This window comes from Chryseotalea sp., from assembly GCF_057350905.1.
This window is the reverse complement of the sequence record NZ_JBMRCF010000015.1, coordinates 94,884-111,017: the sequence shown is the minus strand read 5'-3', so window position 1 is coordinate 111,017 and position 16,134 is coordinate 94,884. Positions and strand designations below refer to the sequence as shown.

Here is a 16,134-nt window from a genome sequence, read left to right as displayed (position 1 = left end):
TTTTATATGCTTGCAAACTAATCTGAAATCCGCTCATCGCCAAAGAAAATGCGGTCAGAAAAGGTATTTTTGAAATCAATCATTCTTATCCTTTATTTGCGACTTAGGTACCCTGCATTATGATTAATTATAACCCCAAGGTTTGGTTTTCCCTCATCTTCCACAGCTATTCCAAGCATGTCATGAGAACGCTCATGCCAGTATTGATTTTTATGGCTGTTTTTACATTCGCAGTGGAGGTTCTCTATGACGTTTTTGAGTTGACGCAAGAGAATTTTCCGGGCACTATATCCATGCACTCGCTTTTGGGGATTGTGTTGGGTCTTTTTTTGGTGTTTAGAATTAATTCAGCCTATGATCGCTGGTGGGAAGGCCGGAAAATGTGGGGAGGTATGGTTAACAGCACCAGAAATTTTGCATTAAAGTTAAATGCCTATATCAGCAAAGAAGACCATGAAAACAGAGAGTGGTTCGCTAAAATGATCCCTAACTTTGTGATCGCTACAAAGGAACACTTGAGAACAGGAACTCAAATAAGCGAGCTTGATCCGCCAACAGATGATTTTGCCGCTACCTTAAAAAAGTATAAACATAAGCCGAATCAGCTATCGGCCATGATGTACAACAGGGTTAATGCCTTGTATAAAAAGGGGGACTTCTCAGGTTACCAGCTGATGAACCTGGATAAAGAGCTAAAGGACTTCACAGATCTGATAGGTGCATGCGAGCGAATTAAAAATACACCCATCCCGTATTCGTATTCCATGTATATTAAGAAATTCCTCTTCATATATGTGATAACACTACCGTTTGCCTTTATTAACAACTTTGGTTATTTCACAGAGATTATTGTTGTACTCATCACTTTTGTATTGTTGAGTGTTGAATTAATTGCAGAAGAGATTGAAGATCCTTTTGGAACGGATGTAAATGATTTACCTACAGATGAACTGGCAGATAAGATAAAGGATAATGTGGAAGAAATCCTCTTGGCTTAATCAAAGGCCACGCTAATAATAAAATAGATTACGATCAGTAGGATTAAAACGGCATACATAATAAGGTCAACCCTTACATATTCTTTATATTCCTGATAAAGTGCTTTTATTTTTTTGAACATAACTTTTGTTTTGCAATTTACGAATTCAGGCACAGCAAACCTGTGAGGTCAAAAGCATTTCATCTGAAAGAAGTGAATGAATAATTAACCATTGTTAAGTTAAAATTAAATCATACAACTCTTTGTAATCTTGCGCGTTTACATCCGACATACATCGCGCTATGCAAAAAATCTACTACTTTTTAATTATTTGCGTCCTTCAAACGTTTTCGATAACAGCTCAGGACAAAGTTACCATTAATGGTTACATCAAAGATGCCAGCAATGGAGAAGCACTTATCGGTGCTACTGTTTACGTTCGGTCACTGGCAGCAGGAACAACCACCAATGTTTACGGTTTTTACTCTCTCACCTTGCCACCAGGCACCTATGACGTTGAGTTTACGTACATTGGATACGCTAAACAGATTAGTAATCAGCAGCTTACAAAAAATATCAGGCTAGACATTGAGATGTTACCCCAGGGTGAAGAACTGAAAGAAGTCGTGATTTCAGCCGAGAAGGAACAGTCTATTGTTCAGTCAGTCGAGATGAGCGTAAACAAACTTGACATTAAGACCATTGCAAAGATCCCGGCCTTTTTAGGAGAGGTTGATGTAATCCGAAGCTTACAGCAGTTACCAGGCGTAGCTACCGTAGGTGAGGGTGCCTCAGGTTTTAACGTCAGAGGGGGTAGTGTTGGTCAAAACCTCATTCTACTAGATGAGGCCTCAGTTTATAACTCTTCACACTTGTTAGGTTTTTTCTCTGTATTTAACCCAGATGCAGTGAAGGACACCAAATTATACAAGGCAGCCATCCCTGCTCAGTATGGTGGGCGTTTAGCCTCACTATTGGATGTCAGGATGAAGGAGGGGAATAACAAAGAGTTTGAAGCCAATGGTGGTATAGGAACCATCTTTAGTCGTTTAGCATTAGAAGCACCCATTGTTAAAGATAAAGGTTCGTTTATAGTGGCAGGCAGAAGGTCTTATATTGATGTATTGGCTAAACCATTTGTGGATGTGCTGCAGGATGGTGCCAAGCTTAACTTTTACGATTTGACTGGTAAGGCCAATTACAATATCAATGATAGGAACAAAATATTCCTGTCTGGTTATCTAGGCCGTGACGTATTTTTCTTTGACGGAGACCAGGGTTTTTCATGGGGTAATAAAACCGGAACACTTCGCTACAATAAAATTTTTAACGACAGACTCTTCGCTAACTTCTCAGCCATCTTTAGTAAGTATGATTATTCCTTACAATTCGGAGAAGATGAACAAGACTTTTTCAAATGGAAATCATCCATTACCAATCTCACCTTTAAGCCCAACTTCAGTTACTTCGTAGATGCCAATAATGAAGTTTCATTCGGTGCAGAGCTGACGTATTATGCCTTCGATCCTGCCAACGCATCCGGAGCAAGTAATGGAGATGTAATCGACATTAGTCTACCTAAAAAATACAATTCAGAACAAGCTATTTATATAGGAAACGATCAGAAGATCAGTGAAAAAATCTCTTTACAATACGGACTACGTTACTCTTCTTTCTATAGTGTGGGACCAGGCACGAAGGTAACTTATAACGACACCATTCCGGGAAGAAGAAGAACACCCATTAGTGAAGTTGATGTAAAATCAGGAGAGATTATTAGCAGTTATGGAAATTTTGAACCACGGATTTCATTCAAAGCACAACTTAACTCAAGCTCTTCAGTAAAAGCAAGTTATAACAGAATGGTGCAATACCTTCATTTGATTTCCAATACAACTGCTTCTAATCCCTTAGATGTTTGGACACCAAGTTCGGATAATATTAAACCTGAAATAGGCGATCAGTATACCGCTGGGTATTTCAAGTCTTTTGGTAAGGACGACAACTACGAATTTTCTGTAGAATCCTATTATCGCCAGACAGAAAACCAGATTGATTACATTGATGGTGCCAATATTTTGATTAATGAATACCTGGAAGGCGAGCTATTAACCGGCCAAGGCAGGGCTTATGGTCTCGAATTCTATTTGCAGAAGCGGGAAGGTAAATTCAATGGCTGGATATCTTACACCTTGGGTAAGACCGAACTACAGGTAGATGGTATTAATAAAGGCGATTGGTATGCCACGCGTTACGATCAACGTCACAATCTGAAAGTTACCGGTTTCTACGATATCAATAAACGACTCTCGGCTTCTGCAAACTTTACTCTTGTTAGTGGCACACCTGCTACTTTCCCTACATCACGCTATGTTGTGCAGGGCATCCTAATTCCTTACAATGCAAATGAAACTCGCAACAATGTACGCTTACCAGCATTTCATCGTCTTGATCTTTCTTTAAGACTGGAAGGTAAGACAGTAAAGAGCAACGGCAAAGTGCGCAAGAATACGGATTACTGGGTTTTTGGTTTGTATAATGTGTACGCCAGAAAAAATCCATTCTCCATTTACTTTACACAAGGCGATAAACGTGTGCCTGCTGGTAGTGCCATCAATAGCGAGGCACGACAGTTGGCCATTATCGGTACTGTTATACCTTCAGTGTCATACAACTTCCACTTCTAAATTTTATGAAAACAGTTTATATAAAGTCATTATTATTTATTGCAGCCATTGGTGTTTTTGCTGCATGCGAAGATGTAATCAGCCCTACCTTAGAATCAGCTGATCCTGTGTATGTGGTGGATGCCTGGATAACCAACGGTGCTGCTCCCCAAATAATCAGGCTTACCAGGTCACAGCCTTATTTCGAAAATGTACTGCCTCCGGGAGTAAATGGCGCAGTAGTAACCATTGAAGACAATCAAGGGAAGGTTTATACCTTTACTCAAGGTGACGAAGATGGCGAGTACGTGTGGACTCCGGTTGGTAATGAAGTTTTTGGTGAGCCAGGTCTCGGGTATGAATTGACAATTGTTGTTAACGGAGAAACATTGCGCGCTAATACCGATATGAGTGCAGTACCCGTAGTTGATAGCATCACTTTCAACAAGCAGGAAGGTAATCAGTTTATCGATGATTTATATTTTGCTGAATTCTGGTCGGTTGATCTGGCTCCTGTGGGTGATGCCTATTGGATTAAGACTTATAAAAATGGAGAATTATTAAATAAACCTTCCGATGTTAATCTTGCTTACGATGCAGCCTTTTCAAGAGGTGGAGATTTTACCGGTGTCAATTTTATCTCACCAATCAGAACAGCCGTTAATCCTTTTGATGAGGCTGAAGACGGCACTATTCTATCTCCATATTCTGTTGGGGACTCATTGTATGTTGAAATAAATTCTCTTTCAGAAGAAGCGTTTGACTTCTTAACGGAGGTGGTAATACAAACCGACAGACCTGGTGGTTTTGGTGAATTATTTTCTACGCCCATTGCCAACGTACCTACTAACTTACGCAACCTGAATGCGAATGGAACCAAAGTGGTTGGTTTCTTTAACGTGGCAGCGGTGGCAGGTAATGGCAGACGTTTTAAAAGTCTTGATGAAATAAGCAGGGTATACTAACAAAACTGTTTGATAATACTGTGTATGTTTTCATGCGTAGTACTGATGTCATCAATAACATCAGTACTACGTTTTTTTTTTTTGACATATTAACATGAAGAAACTGATTATAGACTAGCTATCATTAAAGGGATCTCTTTATTTTTAGATATGAATAATTTGTTTGAAAGAATAAAGTTAAGGTCGGCTACCATACACGACATTTCATTGCTTAATTATTGGGACAAACAACAACACAATATCGATTCAGATCCTAATGACGACTGGAATTGGGAGGAAGAGCTGATGCGTGAACCTTCGTGGCGCGAACAATTGGTGGCAGAGCTTGACGGAAGACCAATAGGTTTTGTGCAAATCATTGATCCATATGAAGAAGATTCACATTATTGGGGTGATGTAGAAAAAGATTTAAGAGCCATTGATATTTGGTTGGGAGAGGAGCAAGACCTAGGTAAAGGGTATGGTTCAATAATCATGACACAAGCCATTGAACGCTGCTTTGCAATAAATAAGGTGTCAGCAATACTGATTGATCCGCTGGCCAGCAATGTTAAAGCGCATCGATTTTATGAGCGTTTAGGTTTTCGTTTTGTGGAAAGACGATTTTTTGGCGATGATGATTGTTTTGTTTACCGGCTTAAACGTCAGGATTGGAAAGCTATCCCCAGGTAACTTATATAATTGTATAATTACTTAGCAGCATAGGCAAAGCTTGGAGTTAACAATTCAAAGTGGTTTCAAGAGGACTTTTCTTCATCAATACCTTTTTATCAGTCGTCAATTTTTCTATAGCAAAAGTCTCATTTTCATCTATATTTGAAGATCAGGTGATATGAGAAAACTAGTAATACTGTTTTGTTTAATAACTATTCAGGCCCATAGCCAGACAAGTGTTTTAAATAACAATCCGCCCGCCATACAATGGCAGCAGGTAAACACCCCCTCAATTCGGGTAATACACCCCAGAGGTGTTGAAGCAGAGGCGCAACGAATAGCAAACACCCTTGAGCACATTCGCCTGGCAGAATCCAGAACATTGGGCAAGGCACCCAGAAAAATTTCAGTGATACTTCAAAACCAGTCCGCTATTTCAAATGGCTTTGTTTCACTAGCCCCACGCAGGAGTGAGTTTTTCATGATGCCATCCCAGAATTATAATTTCCTGGGAAGCAATGACTGGTTGAACTTATTGGCCGTTCATGAATACCGGCATGTGGTTCAGTTTGAAAACGCCATTACGGGCTTTAATAAATTATTTTATTATGCCTTTGGTCCGGCTACTACAGCAGCCATGGCCAACATAGCGGTGCCATCCTGGTTTTGGGAAGGTGATGCCGTTGCCTTGGAAACCGGTTTAACAGGAAGTGGCCGCGGTAGAATACCGAATTTTAACATGAACTTCCGCACTAACTTATTGGAGGGGCGTACCTTCAATTACGATAAGCAATACCTACGATCGTACAAACATTTTATTCCAGATCATTATGTGCTCGGTTATCACATGGTAAGTTATTTAAGAGAGCGCAGTAACGATCCGGAGATTTGGGGTAAAATAACCAAGCGTGCCTGGAATGTTCCCTTTCTTCCTTTTCGCTTTTCAAATTCAATAAACAAGTATGCTAATATAAGAGTCAGTAAGTTGTACAAGGAAATGGCCAACGAATACAAAACGCGGTGGGAGAATGAATTGAAAGAACTTTCCTTAACAAATTTTGAAACAGTTAATAAGCGCAAGACTAAGGCTTTTACCAATTACCATTATCCTAACCTGCTGGATGACGGCAGCATTGTTGCCATGAAGAGCGGTATAGGCGATGTTGATCAACTGGTATTAATTAAAGATGGTATTGAAACCAGAATTCATACACAAGGTGTTGTGAATGATGGTGGAATGCTATCCACAGCCAATACAAAAGTAGTATGGAATGAATATGAGTTTGATCCGCGCTACAGGGTAAAAACTTATTCAGTGATCAAGGCTTATGATGTAGCCACTAAACAATTGTGGATACTCAGTAAGAAGTCACGCTATGGTGCGGCAGCATTTTCACCAGACGGCTATCAGGTAGTCACCGTAGAAACAAACAATGGCTATCAGACTGCAGTAGTCATTATCGATTTCTTTACAAGACAAGAAAAAAGAAGATTCGAAAATCCGGAGAATCATTTTTATGCGATGCCCCGGTTTTCCAGCGATGGGAAGTCTGTAGTAGTAAGCAAAACAACCTCACAAGGTAAAACCATCAGCATTATTGATGTAGCCAGTGGTGTAGAGAAAGATGTACTACCCGTTACCGATGAAAACATCGGGCATCCTGTTTTGGATGGAAATATGTTATACTTCAACTCCCCGGTAAGTGGTATTGATAATATTTATGCCTTTGATCTCACAGCAGAAAAAAGATACCAGGTTACTTCAAGTAAGTATGGAGCCTTTAACCCTGCTTTAAGCGCTGATGGGAAGATGCTTTTTTATAACGACCAGGGCAAAGATGGATTGGACATTGTTAAAATGCCTATAGACCCATCGTTGTGGAAAGAAGTGAGCTTTACCAAACCTGTAAAAACCTTCTTCGAGTTTTTAGCCGAGCAGGAGGGGAGGCCCAATTTATTAGACAGCATTCCGCAAACAGCACTTAGTACGAAGCGTTATTCAAAACTGAGTGGCATTATTAATCCTGTTAGTTGGGGCGCCTACTTTGACAGTAATCTAACCAGTACGACCCTTGGCATAACCTCAAGAAATATTTTGAGCACAACGGCTGTATCAGCAGGTTATGATTACAACATTGCAGAAAACAGTGGCTCATGGAACGCAACCGTTAGTTATCAGGGGTGGTTGCCTATTGTAGATGTAAGCGCGAGTTACGCCCAACGATCAGTTAACAGAGGCCTCATTGAAGTACCAACATTGACAATTGTGGGTACAGATTCAACTTTAACCAATTCTTTAGAGACGCTAAGATTTAAATGGACGGAGAAAACGATTTTGGCAGGTCTTCGAATACCACTTATCACAACCCATTCAAAGTATAACAGTGGCGTGACCATTGCAAACCATATTGGAGTAACTCAAACAAGTGAATTTTCAAATTCCATTGACGAAGCAGGTAAAATTATTAATGGCTACATAGTAAAAGACGGAGACACCACTCGTGTGCCCACTTATGCTTTTAGAGATTATGTGGCAAACGAAAACTTAGTATTTAACAGATTCAGATTTAATGCTTTCCGATATTTCCGACAGAGTAGCCGGGATTTTTTACCAAAATGGGGTCAGTCTGTCAATATGGAATGGTATAAAACAGGTTTTGGAAGTGACGTGCAGGGTTCATTGTTTGCTGTTTATACACAATTATTTTTTCCAGGACTTTTTAAGCATCATTCTATTAACGGCTACTGGGCATTTCAAAAAACCCTGTACACTGATAATTTCAGAACAAATTATATTTTTCCAAACCGAATTCCTGTTCCCAGAGGACAATCCATTTTCAGGGCACAGCAGTTTTATTCAATGTCGGCCAACTATGCTTTACCCATTTGGTACCCGGATATAAACATCGGGCCACTTGTTAATTTTCAGCGCCTTAGACTTAATGCTTTTGTTGATTATGGTTTTGCTAATTCACCCTCCTTCGGCTCCAGCCAATCATATTTGACAGTCGGTTCTGAAGTAAAGCTCGACATGAATATTCTTCGTTTCGTTCCGCAATTAGATATCGGATTTCGCGTGAGTTATGGCCTAAGTCCGTCAGTGTCAACGTTTGAATTTTTACTGGGCACGATAAATTTCTAAATCACTTGAAAATCGGGTCTGATGCCTTATTTTTGGCTGTTTAACAGATCTTTAAAAGCAAAGCTACATGGCAGAGATAGTAAGAATGCCCAAAATGAGCGATACAATGACTGAGGGCGTCATTGCAAAATGGCATAAGAAGGTGGGCGATACCATAAAATCAGGTGAACTGATGGCCGAAATTGAAACAGATAAGGCCACAATGGATTATGAATCTTTTAACGAAGGCACTGTATTATATATTGGCGCTGCTGAGGGTCAGGCAGTTAAAGTTAACGATGTCCTGGCTATTGTGGGTAAGAATGGAGAAGACTATAAAGCCTTATTAGCAGGGGCTGGTCAGGCGGCCGCTTCAGGTGGAACCCAGGCCGAGGCGTCTAAGCCAGCATCAGCAGGAGCAAGTGCAGCGCCTGCAGCAACAATTGATACCAGTGGTATTAAAGCCGAAATTGTGTTAATGCCTAAAATGAGCGACACCATGAACGAAGGTGTAATTGCTGCATGGCATAAAAAAGTGGGTGATACAGTTAAGTCTGGTGAGCTCATGGCCGAAATAGAAACGGACAAGGCCACCATGGAATACGAGTCCTACAATACAGGAACAGTATTATACATTGGTGCAGAGGCAGGAAAAGCGATTGCAGTGAATGGTGTATTGGCTATTGTTGGTGAGAAGGGTGCAGACTGGGCAACCTTGTTAAAAGCACATGAAGCCAAGGGAAGTGGTGCCGCTCAACCCGCAAAAACTGAGGCACCCGCTGCAACAAGTGCTTCGTCAGGTAATAACGTAGTAACTACACAGGATCATAGTTCAAATGGTCGCATTAAAGCATCACCTTTGGCCAAATCAATGGCTAAAGAAAAGGGCTATGATCTTAACCAGATCAAGGGCACTGGTGATAATGGACGCATCACAAAACAAGATATAGAAAACTTTAAACCAGGTGCTGCCTCTGCTCCAGCAGCCAAAGCCGCATCACAGGGTGCTGCTGTTGTATTACCAAGCGTGGTAGGGCAGGAAAGCTTTGAGGAAGTGGCAGTATCGCAAATGCGAAAGACAATAGCCAAGCGCTTGAGCGAAAGCATGTATACTGCGCCTCACTTCTATTTGACCATGGAGATTAACATGGATAAAGCGATAGAAGCAAGAAAGAGCATTAATGAAATCAGTCCGGTTAAAGTAAGCTTTAATGATTTAGTAATTAAGGCTGCCGCTGCCGCCTTACGTCAACATCCTGATGTAAACGTAAGCTGGTTGGGCGATAAGATCAGAAAGAACAATCATATACACATTGGCGTAGCTGTGGCTGTTAAAGATGGCTTACTGGTGCCCGTGGTTCGTTTTGCGGATAATAAATCGTTGTCACACATTTCAGCGGAGGTAAAAGACCTGGCGCAGCGTGCCCACGACAAGAAATTGCAACCGAAGGACTGGGAAGGTTCAACTTTCTCAATTTCAAACCTGGGCATGTTTGGTATAGAAGAGTTCACAGCCATTATCAATCCTCCTGATGCTTGTATTTTGGCAGTAGGTGGTATTAAAGAAACGGCTGTTGTTAAGAATGGCCAGTTGGTGGCAGGAAGTGTAATGAAGGTTACCCTATCATGTGATCATCGCGCTGTAGACGGAGCCGTAGGCTCTGCCTTCCTCAAAACACTGAAAGGTTTATTAGAAGATCCTGTAAGAATTTTGATTTAATAAGCAACGATAAAGAATGCTTACTTGTTAATAGAAGCAATGATTGAAGTTCGTGAACCGATACTCGCTTATGGGAAAAAGAAACTCACCATTGAGGAGTATTTGGCTTTTGAGCGATCTTCGGAGCTGAAACACGAATACTACCAAGGTGAGGTTTTTCTGATGCTGGATGCTGTTCCGGAGGGCACTTCGGAGATGGAAGTCCGAGCGATGTCAGGATCAAGCCATGTGCATAATATCATTTCTGTTAACATTATAGGTGAGTTATATGCTAGGTTAAAAGGTAAACCCTGCCGACTTTACGGAAGTGATATGCGGGTGTATATTCCTGAAAACACACTCTTTACCTATCCGGATATTTCTGTGTTTTGTGGTGATTTGGATCAATCGAATGAAGATTCATTTGTTGGGCCAACAATCATTATTGAAATCCTCTCAACCTCTGCGAAGAATTATGATCGAGGCAGCAAGTTCAAGTTGTACAGGGATATTCCATCATTAAAAGAGTATATTCTTGTCGACTCTGAGAATATAAATATAGAGGTGTTTCGTTTCAACAAATCAGGACATTGGGAATTAGAGGAATATAAATCGGTATATGATAAACTAGAAATGCCAGCAATTGGTGTTCAACTGCCAATTGAACTTATTTACCAGCACACTTCATTAATTAAAAATGTATAGTAAAGTTTTTTGTTTGTGCTCCCTACTGATGGTCAGCGCATGCATAATTGTCTCTGCACAATTTGATCCACTAACAATGTATGCGAATGGCAGCGGAACGTATTCGCGTTCACAGAATACTCAGTTATCTGACAATGCAGAGATTACTGTTCAGAACGCAGTAGGATCTTTTTCCTTAGGAATGTTTCCAATGTCTAAATTGTTGACAGGTGTTGGTTTTTCGTTAATTGGCAATAGAGAGGAAGGCAAAAATATTCTGAGTCCAAGTATCCCTTCATATAAAGACTATTCAAATAAATCAATATCACGCAACATCGCCCCATTTGTTCGGTATTACATATCAAAAGGTTTCTTTTGCGAAGCCAACTACATGTTTGGAAAGCAGAAGATAACCATACGCGAAATAGAAACCTCTTTCTCGCCTGGTGACTGGTCTTCTTCCTTTGAGGGAAGCAGAGAAGTAAAAATTAGAGGATTTTCTATTGGTGCAGGTTACTCTTTCTTCTTAAACAAATCTAGAAATGTAGCGCTGGATGCAGGTATTTTCTATCAATCCTATAAATCGATATCTAAATATGCCGCATTATCGGCTGGTTTGGGAGTAAGCGGTTTCATTTTTAAAAAAGATAATAATGACTAAGATACATTCAACAACCGTACTTGCGGTATTACATAATAACCAGGTGGCTATTGGTGCCGATGGTCAGGCGACTATGGGTAATTACGTTGCCAAAAGTAATGTAAAGAAAATCAGAAAATTGCTGGACGGTAAGATCGTAACAGGTTTTGCAGGATCTACTGCTGATGCTTTTACGCTATTAGAGCGCTTTGAAGAGAAGCTGAGTGCCTATGGTGGTAACATGAAACGTGCCGCCATAGAGTTGGCCAAAGACTGGCGTACCGATCGTTATCTGAGAAGATTAGAATCCATGTTAATCACAGCCAATAAAGAGGAGTTGCTTATACTGTCAGGCACCGGTGATGTACTGGAGCCTGATAACAACGTGGCCGCTATTGGTTCAGGTGCCATGTATGCACAAGCGGCCGCATTGGCGCTGAAAAAACATGCGCCACACCTTACCGCGGAAGAGATTGTAAGAGAAAGTCTGAATATTGCGGCTGACATTTGTATTTACACCAATCACAACCTGGTGGTTGAAAAAGTTTGATTCGAAGTTTTTTACTGCTTGTTTGTATAGCCACAGCCTGTATGTCTGATGCATCTGATAAAAAGGATCTGGTAGTTGAAACCATCCGGCTAAAACCAGGTGAAGATATATACGAAGCCCTGCAGAGCTTTGTCGTGCGTGAAAAGATTGAAGCAGGCTTCATCATCACTTGTGTGGGAAGTTTAACAGAGGCCAATATCCGCTATGCCAATCAGGAATCATATACATCGCTGTCAGGTCATTTCGAGATTTTGTCACTGGTAGGGACAGTCTCAGTCAACGGCATGCACCTGCACATTTCCATTGCCGATGGAGAAGGAAATTGTAAGGGGGGTCACTTGGCTAAAGGTTCTAAAATTTATACAACTGCCGAAATTGTTATCGGCATATTACCTCATGTTAGCTACCTGCGTACGCTTGATAGTACCTATGGCTATAAAGAATTGCTTGTTAAGAAACAGGAGGATTAGGATTCTCTTCTGTTGCTGAACTCGTCTCCGCTTCTTCTTTAGGATTTGCACCGTTGGTGTCTTCCAAAAGAATAACAAAGGGCTTCAGGTGTTCTGTATGGCCTAAAATTATTTTGAACACACCGATAGCAGGCACTGCCAGAATCATACCGGCAATACCCAATATTTTGCCACCCAGCAGTAATGCGATAATGGCAGCCAGCGCATTGATGCTCACCTTTGAGCCGGTAATGCGTGGGGTGATAAAATTGCCCTCCAGAAACTGAACGAAAGAGAAAATACCGACTACACCTACCGCATACCAGGCACTGTCCTTTGTTACCAACGCCAGAAAAGCCGGGAGGGCGGCACCAATGAAAATACCAACGTAGGGTATAATGGTAAGTAAGCCGGAGAGTAAGCCGAAGAAGATAGCATGCTCTATGCCCAATAAAGCGAGACCAATGGTATTAAGACAGGCAATGATGATTGTAACAAGTGCGAGACCAATTACATAACCTTGTAAAACATTCTCAAGATCTTTCTTCCATAAAAAATCCTCCTGACTGGGTATTAACTTCTGAAAGAACAACTTAAACTTATCTCTGTAAATGAGGAATAGAAAAATGTAAATGGGTATTTGAATAATGAGCGAGATCAGGTTCCCGGTAGAAACAAGTATATCTCCGATGTACGTACTTATATTTTTAACTGCATCTTTAACCAGATTATTCTGGTCGGATATACTCACACCAAAATCTTTTCGGAGCGAGCTTCTGATGCTGTCAGTAAACAATTCGAGCCTGGTTTGAATATCAGGGAGGTCGTTGACAAGTGCCACAATCTGATCGATAATGAGCCAACCCAATAAAGTAAGACATGTGGTGAAGCCCAGTAGCATTAATGTTATAGCAAGAATGGTGTTAACTTTTTTACGCTCCATCCATTTGATGGCAGGAAGCATAACTACAGCAATAAAACCCGCAAAGGCTATCGGAATAAATATATCTTTAGCCAGTATAAGGGCTACAATACTGAGTGCAAGAACAATGAAAAGCTTATATGTGTAGTCTAATCTGTTGAAGGTCTTATTTTCCATTGTCTAAATATATATACTCTCCGGTTGAAGTGCTATGCCTTGTCAATAGCTTCTAGAATAATGTTACAGGCTTCATGTATTTCACCCTCACTGATAATGAGGGGTGGCGCAATACGAAAGCTATTTGGGTGCGATAAAAACCAATAACAGATTACACCTTTTTGTTTGGCATAAGCCACGATGCTGTTTACTTCTTCAGCCGTTTCAAAGTCAATGGCAAACATTAAACCGATACGTCTTATTTCTTTAATTTTTTTATGTTTTAAAAGCGACTCAATCAAACGCCCCTTAGCTTCAACGCCCGATAAAAGCTTTTCTTGTTCAATAACCTCGAGGGTGGCCAGGGCAGAAGCACAACAAACAGGGTTGCCACCAAAGGTAGTGATATGGCCTAAGGGGGGATTGTAAGTAAACTCCTTCATCAGCTTTTCATCGGCTATAAAAGCGCCAATAGGCAAGCCGCCACCAAAGGCTTTGCCAATGGTTAATACATCTGGTACTACATCAAATTGCTCAAAGGCGAATAAGGTTCCCGTGCGCCCCATACCGCATTGTATCTCATCTAAGATCAGCAAAGCGCCCAGTTCAGTGCAACGTTTCCGCAGCGCTTTTAAATACTCCCTGGATGGAATGCGAACGCCTGCATCGCCCTGGATTGTTTCAATAATTACACAAGCTGTTTTGGTGGTAATCTGCTGGAGTTCCTCTGTTGAATTAAAATTGATGAAGCGTACATCGGGTAATAAAGGTCTATAGGCTGCCTTTTTCATTTCGTTACCTGAAACACTCAAGGCACCATGCGTACTGCCGTGGTAAGATTTACGCATGGATATAATCTCAGTTCTTCCCGTTACACGTTTGGCAAGCTTCAGAGCTCCTTCATTGGCTTCTGTGCCTGAGTTAACAAAGTAGCAACAGTTAAGTGATGAGGGTAGGAGGCTGGTCAATTTTTCAGCCAGGGCATTGGGACTGTGCTGAATAAATTCGCCATAGACCATCACATGCAAATGTTTATCCACCTGATCTTTAATGGCCTTAATTACATGCGGATTGCCATGCCCGATGCTGCTCACGCCAATACCCGATATCATGTCGATATAACGTTTGCCATCGGGCGAAAAGAGGTAAACACCCTTCGCACTTTCTATACTAATGTTGTAAGGATAAGGTGTGGTTTGCGCCAGTTTATGGAGAAAGACCTCTTCACTGAAATTCATAGATCAAAAGTAATAGATTCTTCATTTAAAAATCAGGTCTGTAGATTTGCTAAGACCAATTGAAAGTTGAATTTTGAATTTTAATTGAACCGAATGTCCACCAAGGAGGAAGAAAGTGAAAGCAAAAAAGTAATGGTAATTACTTACTATTGGCCTCCCAGTGGTGGAAGTGGGGTGCAGCGCTGGCTTAAGTTTGTTAAATACCTGCCTCAGTTTGGCTGGCAACCCTATGTTTTTACGCCTGAAAACCCGGCATTTGATTTAAAAGATGAATCATTACTAAAAGACATTCCGTCTGAAGCGGAGGTTTTGCATTTTCCTATTTGGGAACCATATAGCTTGTTTAATAGATTATCAGGTGGAGGTGTTAAGGTGAGCGCTAATTCTGCGCCTAAAGCAGATTCATTCTTCAGTAAGTTGAGTATCTGGATCAGGGGGAATTTCTTCATTCCTGACCCCAGGGTGTTTTGGGTGAGACCCAGTGTTAAATTCCTGGATGATTTTTTAAGAGAAAAAAGGATAAGGCATATCATTACCACCGGGCCACCCCATAGCGTGCACCTGATTGGTCTGGGATTAAAAAAACGAAACCCCTCCCTGAAGTGGACCGCAGACTTCAGAGATCCGTGGAGTGAATGGGGGTTCTTGGATACTTTAAAACTAAGCAAGCTTGCAAGAAGACAGCACCAGCAATTGGAGAAACGCGTGTTGACTACAGCCGATAAAATTACAACCATCACACCTTTTTATGTCAGGCATTTTCAACAACTGGGTGGACGTAAGGTTAACCTGTTGACGAATGGTTATGATGAAGAAGACTTTCAGGACTTTAAAATCGATAGGCCAGATCGCTTTGTGATTCGACATGCCGGGATTATTAATGAAAAATGTAATCCGATTCCCTTCATGGAGGCAGTAACTGCCCTATGCGAGGATCATATTGAATTTAAAAATGCTGTGCGTATTGATTTTGTAGGGCAGGTCAATTCACAATTTACCACTTACGTAAATGATCACGCGGTTTTAAAATCGGTCACCACATTTACAGCCACCATACCACATCAGGAAGTAGTGAAGTTATACGGTAAGAGTGCCTTATTACTATTGATACTTACAGGTTATAAGGATGCCGAAGGCTATATGCCGGGCAAGCTATTTGAATACCTGGCCACGGGTTTGCCGGTACTGGGCGTGGGGCCGGAACAAGGGGATGCTGCCGATCTGCTAAATAAATCAGGTGCAGGCGTGATGATTCATGAGAGTCATCAGCAACAAATCAAGGACAATCTTCTGCATCATTTTAAAGCTTGGAAAAATCAAGATAGTAAGCCCTCGAAATTGGTTAGTGAATATTCGCGAAAAACGATGGCGGCCAAATTAAACGAACTTCTGGACTAAGCGCTTACTAAAA

Annotated in this window: 14 protein-coding genes; 11 read left to right on the top strand and 3 right to left on the bottom strand. The window is 41.1% G+C overall.

What is annotated here, in order from left to right; genetic code table 11:
* Positions 1-119: 119 nt before the first annotated feature.
* Complete coding sequence (locus ACO1XM_RS16915) at positions 120-998, top strand: bestrophin family protein (RefSeq protein ID WP_486231146.1); 879 nt, start codon at positions 120-122, stop codon at positions 996-998.
* On the opposite strand, the gene ACO1XM_RS16910 is transcribed toward ACO1XM_RS16915, so the two are convergent.
* Entirely contained in the window at positions 995-1,120 is a 126-nt protein-coding gene (locus tag ACO1XM_RS16910) for a hypothetical protein (protein WP_486231144.1), read from the bottom strand. The genes ACO1XM_RS16915 and ACO1XM_RS16910 overlap by 4 nt on opposite strands.
* A gap of 161 nt (positions 1,121-1,281) precedes the next feature.
* On the opposite strand from ACO1XM_RS16910, the gene ACO1XM_RS16905 reads away from it, so the two are divergent.
* The 9 genes from ACO1XM_RS16905 (at position 1,282) to ACO1XM_RS16865 (ending at position 12,428) form a co-directional block, all read left to right on the top strand.
* The gene (locus ACO1XM_RS16905) at positions 1,282-3,666 is read left to right on the top strand and encodes a TonB-dependent receptor (RefSeq protein WP_486231142.1); all 2,385 of its coding nucleotides are present in this window, start codon (positions 1,282-1,284) and stop codon (positions 3,664-3,666) included.
* A gap of 5 nt (positions 3,667-3,671) precedes the next feature.
* Positions 3,672-4,610 (top strand): DUF4249 domain-containing protein, encoded by a 939-nt coding sequence (locus tag ACO1XM_RS16900; RefSeq protein WP_486231140.1) that lies wholly within the window; start codon positions 3,672-3,674, stop codon positions 4,608-4,610.
* Between the two features lie 150 nt (positions 4,611-4,760).
* Entirely contained in the window at positions 4,761-5,282 is a 522-nt protein-coding gene (locus ACO1XM_RS16895) for a GNAT family N-acetyltransferase (protein ID WP_486231138.1), read from the top strand.
* Positions 5,283-5,442: 160 nt separating this feature from the next.
* A complete protein-coding gene (locus tag ACO1XM_RS16890; RefSeq protein ID WP_486231137.1) occupies positions 5,443-8,406 on the top strand; it encodes a hypothetical protein in 2,964 nt (987 codons plus the stop codon).
* 67 nt (positions 8,407-8,473) lie between these two features.
* Complete coding sequence (locus tag ACO1XM_RS16885) at positions 8,474-10,105, top strand: pyruvate dehydrogenase complex dihydrolipoamide acetyltransferase (protein WP_486231135.1); 1,632 nt, start codon at positions 8,474-8,476, stop codon at positions 10,103-10,105.
* A 24-nt stretch (positions 10,106-10,129) separates the two neighbouring features.
* Positions 10,130-10,789 carry a Uma2 family endonuclease gene (locus tag ACO1XM_RS16880; RefSeq protein WP_486231133.1) on the top strand — a complete coding sequence of 220 codons (660 nt, stop codon included), beginning with the start codon at positions 10,130-10,132 and terminating at the stop codon, positions 10,787-10,789.
* A 76-nt stretch (positions 10,790-10,865) separates the two neighbouring features.
* Positions 10,866-11,429 carry a hypothetical protein gene (locus ACO1XM_RS16875; protein WP_486231131.1) on the top strand — a complete coding sequence of 188 codons (564 nt, stop codon included), beginning with the start codon at positions 10,866-10,868 and terminating at the stop codon, positions 11,427-11,429.
* Entirely contained in the window at positions 11,422-11,958 is a 537-nt protein-coding gene (gene hslV / locus ACO1XM_RS16870) for an ATP-dependent protease subunit HslV (RefSeq protein ID WP_486231129.1), read from the top strand. The genes ACO1XM_RS16875 and hslV overlap by 8 nt, the downstream gene beginning before the upstream one ends.
* 41 nt (positions 11,959-11,999) lie before the next feature.
* On the top strand, positions 12,000-12,428 hold the full coding sequence (locus ACO1XM_RS16865) for a PPC domain-containing DNA-binding protein (protein WP_486231127.1): 429 nt from the start codon (positions 12,000-12,002) through the stop codon (positions 12,426-12,428).
* On the opposite strand, the gene ACO1XM_RS16860 is transcribed toward ACO1XM_RS16865, so the two are convergent.
* Together ACO1XM_RS16860 and ACO1XM_RS16855 are read right to left on the bottom strand one after the other, a co-directional pair.
* The gene (locus ACO1XM_RS16860) at positions 12,409-13,506 is read right to left on the bottom strand and encodes an AI-2E family transporter (RefSeq protein ID WP_486231125.1); all 1,098 of its coding nucleotides are present in this window, start codon (positions 13,504-13,506) and stop codon (positions 12,409-12,411) included. The genes ACO1XM_RS16865 and ACO1XM_RS16860 overlap by 20 nt on opposite strands.
* A 32-nt stretch (positions 13,507-13,538) precedes the next feature.
* Positions 13,539-14,723, bottom strand: a complete 1,185-nt coding sequence (locus tag ACO1XM_RS16855) for an aspartate aminotransferase family protein (protein ID WP_486231123.1) — start codon at positions 14,721-14,723, stop codon at positions 13,539-13,541.
* 93 nt (positions 14,724-14,816) lie between these two features.
* Here ACO1XM_RS16855 and ACO1XM_RS16850 point away from each other — a divergent pair, with 93 nt between their 5' ends.
* Positions 14,817-16,121: a glycosyltransferase family protein gene (locus ACO1XM_RS16850; RefSeq protein WP_486231121.1), complete on the top strand. Its 1,305-nt coding sequence runs from the start codon at positions 14,817-14,819 to the stop codon at positions 16,119-16,121.
* Positions 16,122-16,134 lie beyond the last annotated feature (13 nt).

Bases quoted from the DNA above. Each gene is read 5' to 3' on its own strand.
- ACO1XM_RS16915 (WP_486231146.1), top strand. From the start codon at position 120: ATGATTAATTATAACCCCAAGGTTTGGTTTTCCCTCATCTTCCACAGC.
- ACO1XM_RS16910 (WP_486231144.1), bottom strand. From the start codon at position 1,120: ATGTTCAAAAAAATAAAAGCACTTTATCAGGAATATAAAGAATATGTA.
- ACO1XM_RS16905 (WP_486231142.1), top strand. From the start codon at position 1,282: ATGCAAAAAATCTACTACTTTTTAATTATTTGCGTCCTTCAAACGTTT.
- ACO1XM_RS16900 (WP_486231140.1), top strand. From the start codon at position 3,672: ATGAAAACAGTTTATATAAAGTCATTATTATTTATTGCAGCCATTGGT.
- ACO1XM_RS16895 (WP_486231138.1), top strand. From the start codon at position 4,761: ATGAATAATTTGTTTGAAAGAATAAAGTTAAGGTCGGCTACCATACAC.
- ACO1XM_RS16890 (WP_486231137.1), top strand. From the start codon at position 5,443: ATGAGAAAACTAGTAATACTGTTTTGTTTAATAACTATTCAGGCCCAT.
- ACO1XM_RS16885 (WP_486231135.1), top strand. From the start codon at position 8,474: ATGGCAGAGATAGTAAGAATGCCCAAAATGAGCGATACAATGACTGAG.
- ACO1XM_RS16875 (WP_486231131.1), top strand. From the start codon at position 10,866: ATGTATGCGAATGGCAGCGGAACGTATTCGCGTTCACAGAATACTCAG.
- hslV (WP_486231129.1), top strand. From the start codon at position 11,422: ATGACTAAGATACATTCAACAACCGTACTTGCGGTATTACATAATAAC.
- ACO1XM_RS16865 (WP_486231127.1), top strand. From the start codon at position 12,000: ATGTCTGATGCATCTGATAAAAAGGATCTGGTAGTTGAAACCATCCGG.
- ACO1XM_RS16860 (WP_486231125.1), bottom strand. From the start codon at position 13,506: ATGGAAAATAAGACCTTCAACAGATTAGACTACACATATAAGCTTTTC.
- ACO1XM_RS16855 (WP_486231123.1), bottom strand. From the start codon at position 14,723: ATGAATTTCAGTGAAGAGGTCTTTCTCCATAAACTGGCGCAAACCACA.
- ACO1XM_RS16850 (WP_486231121.1), top strand. From the start codon at position 14,817: ATGTCCACCAAGGAGGAAGAAAGTGAAAGCAAAAAAGTAATGGTAATT.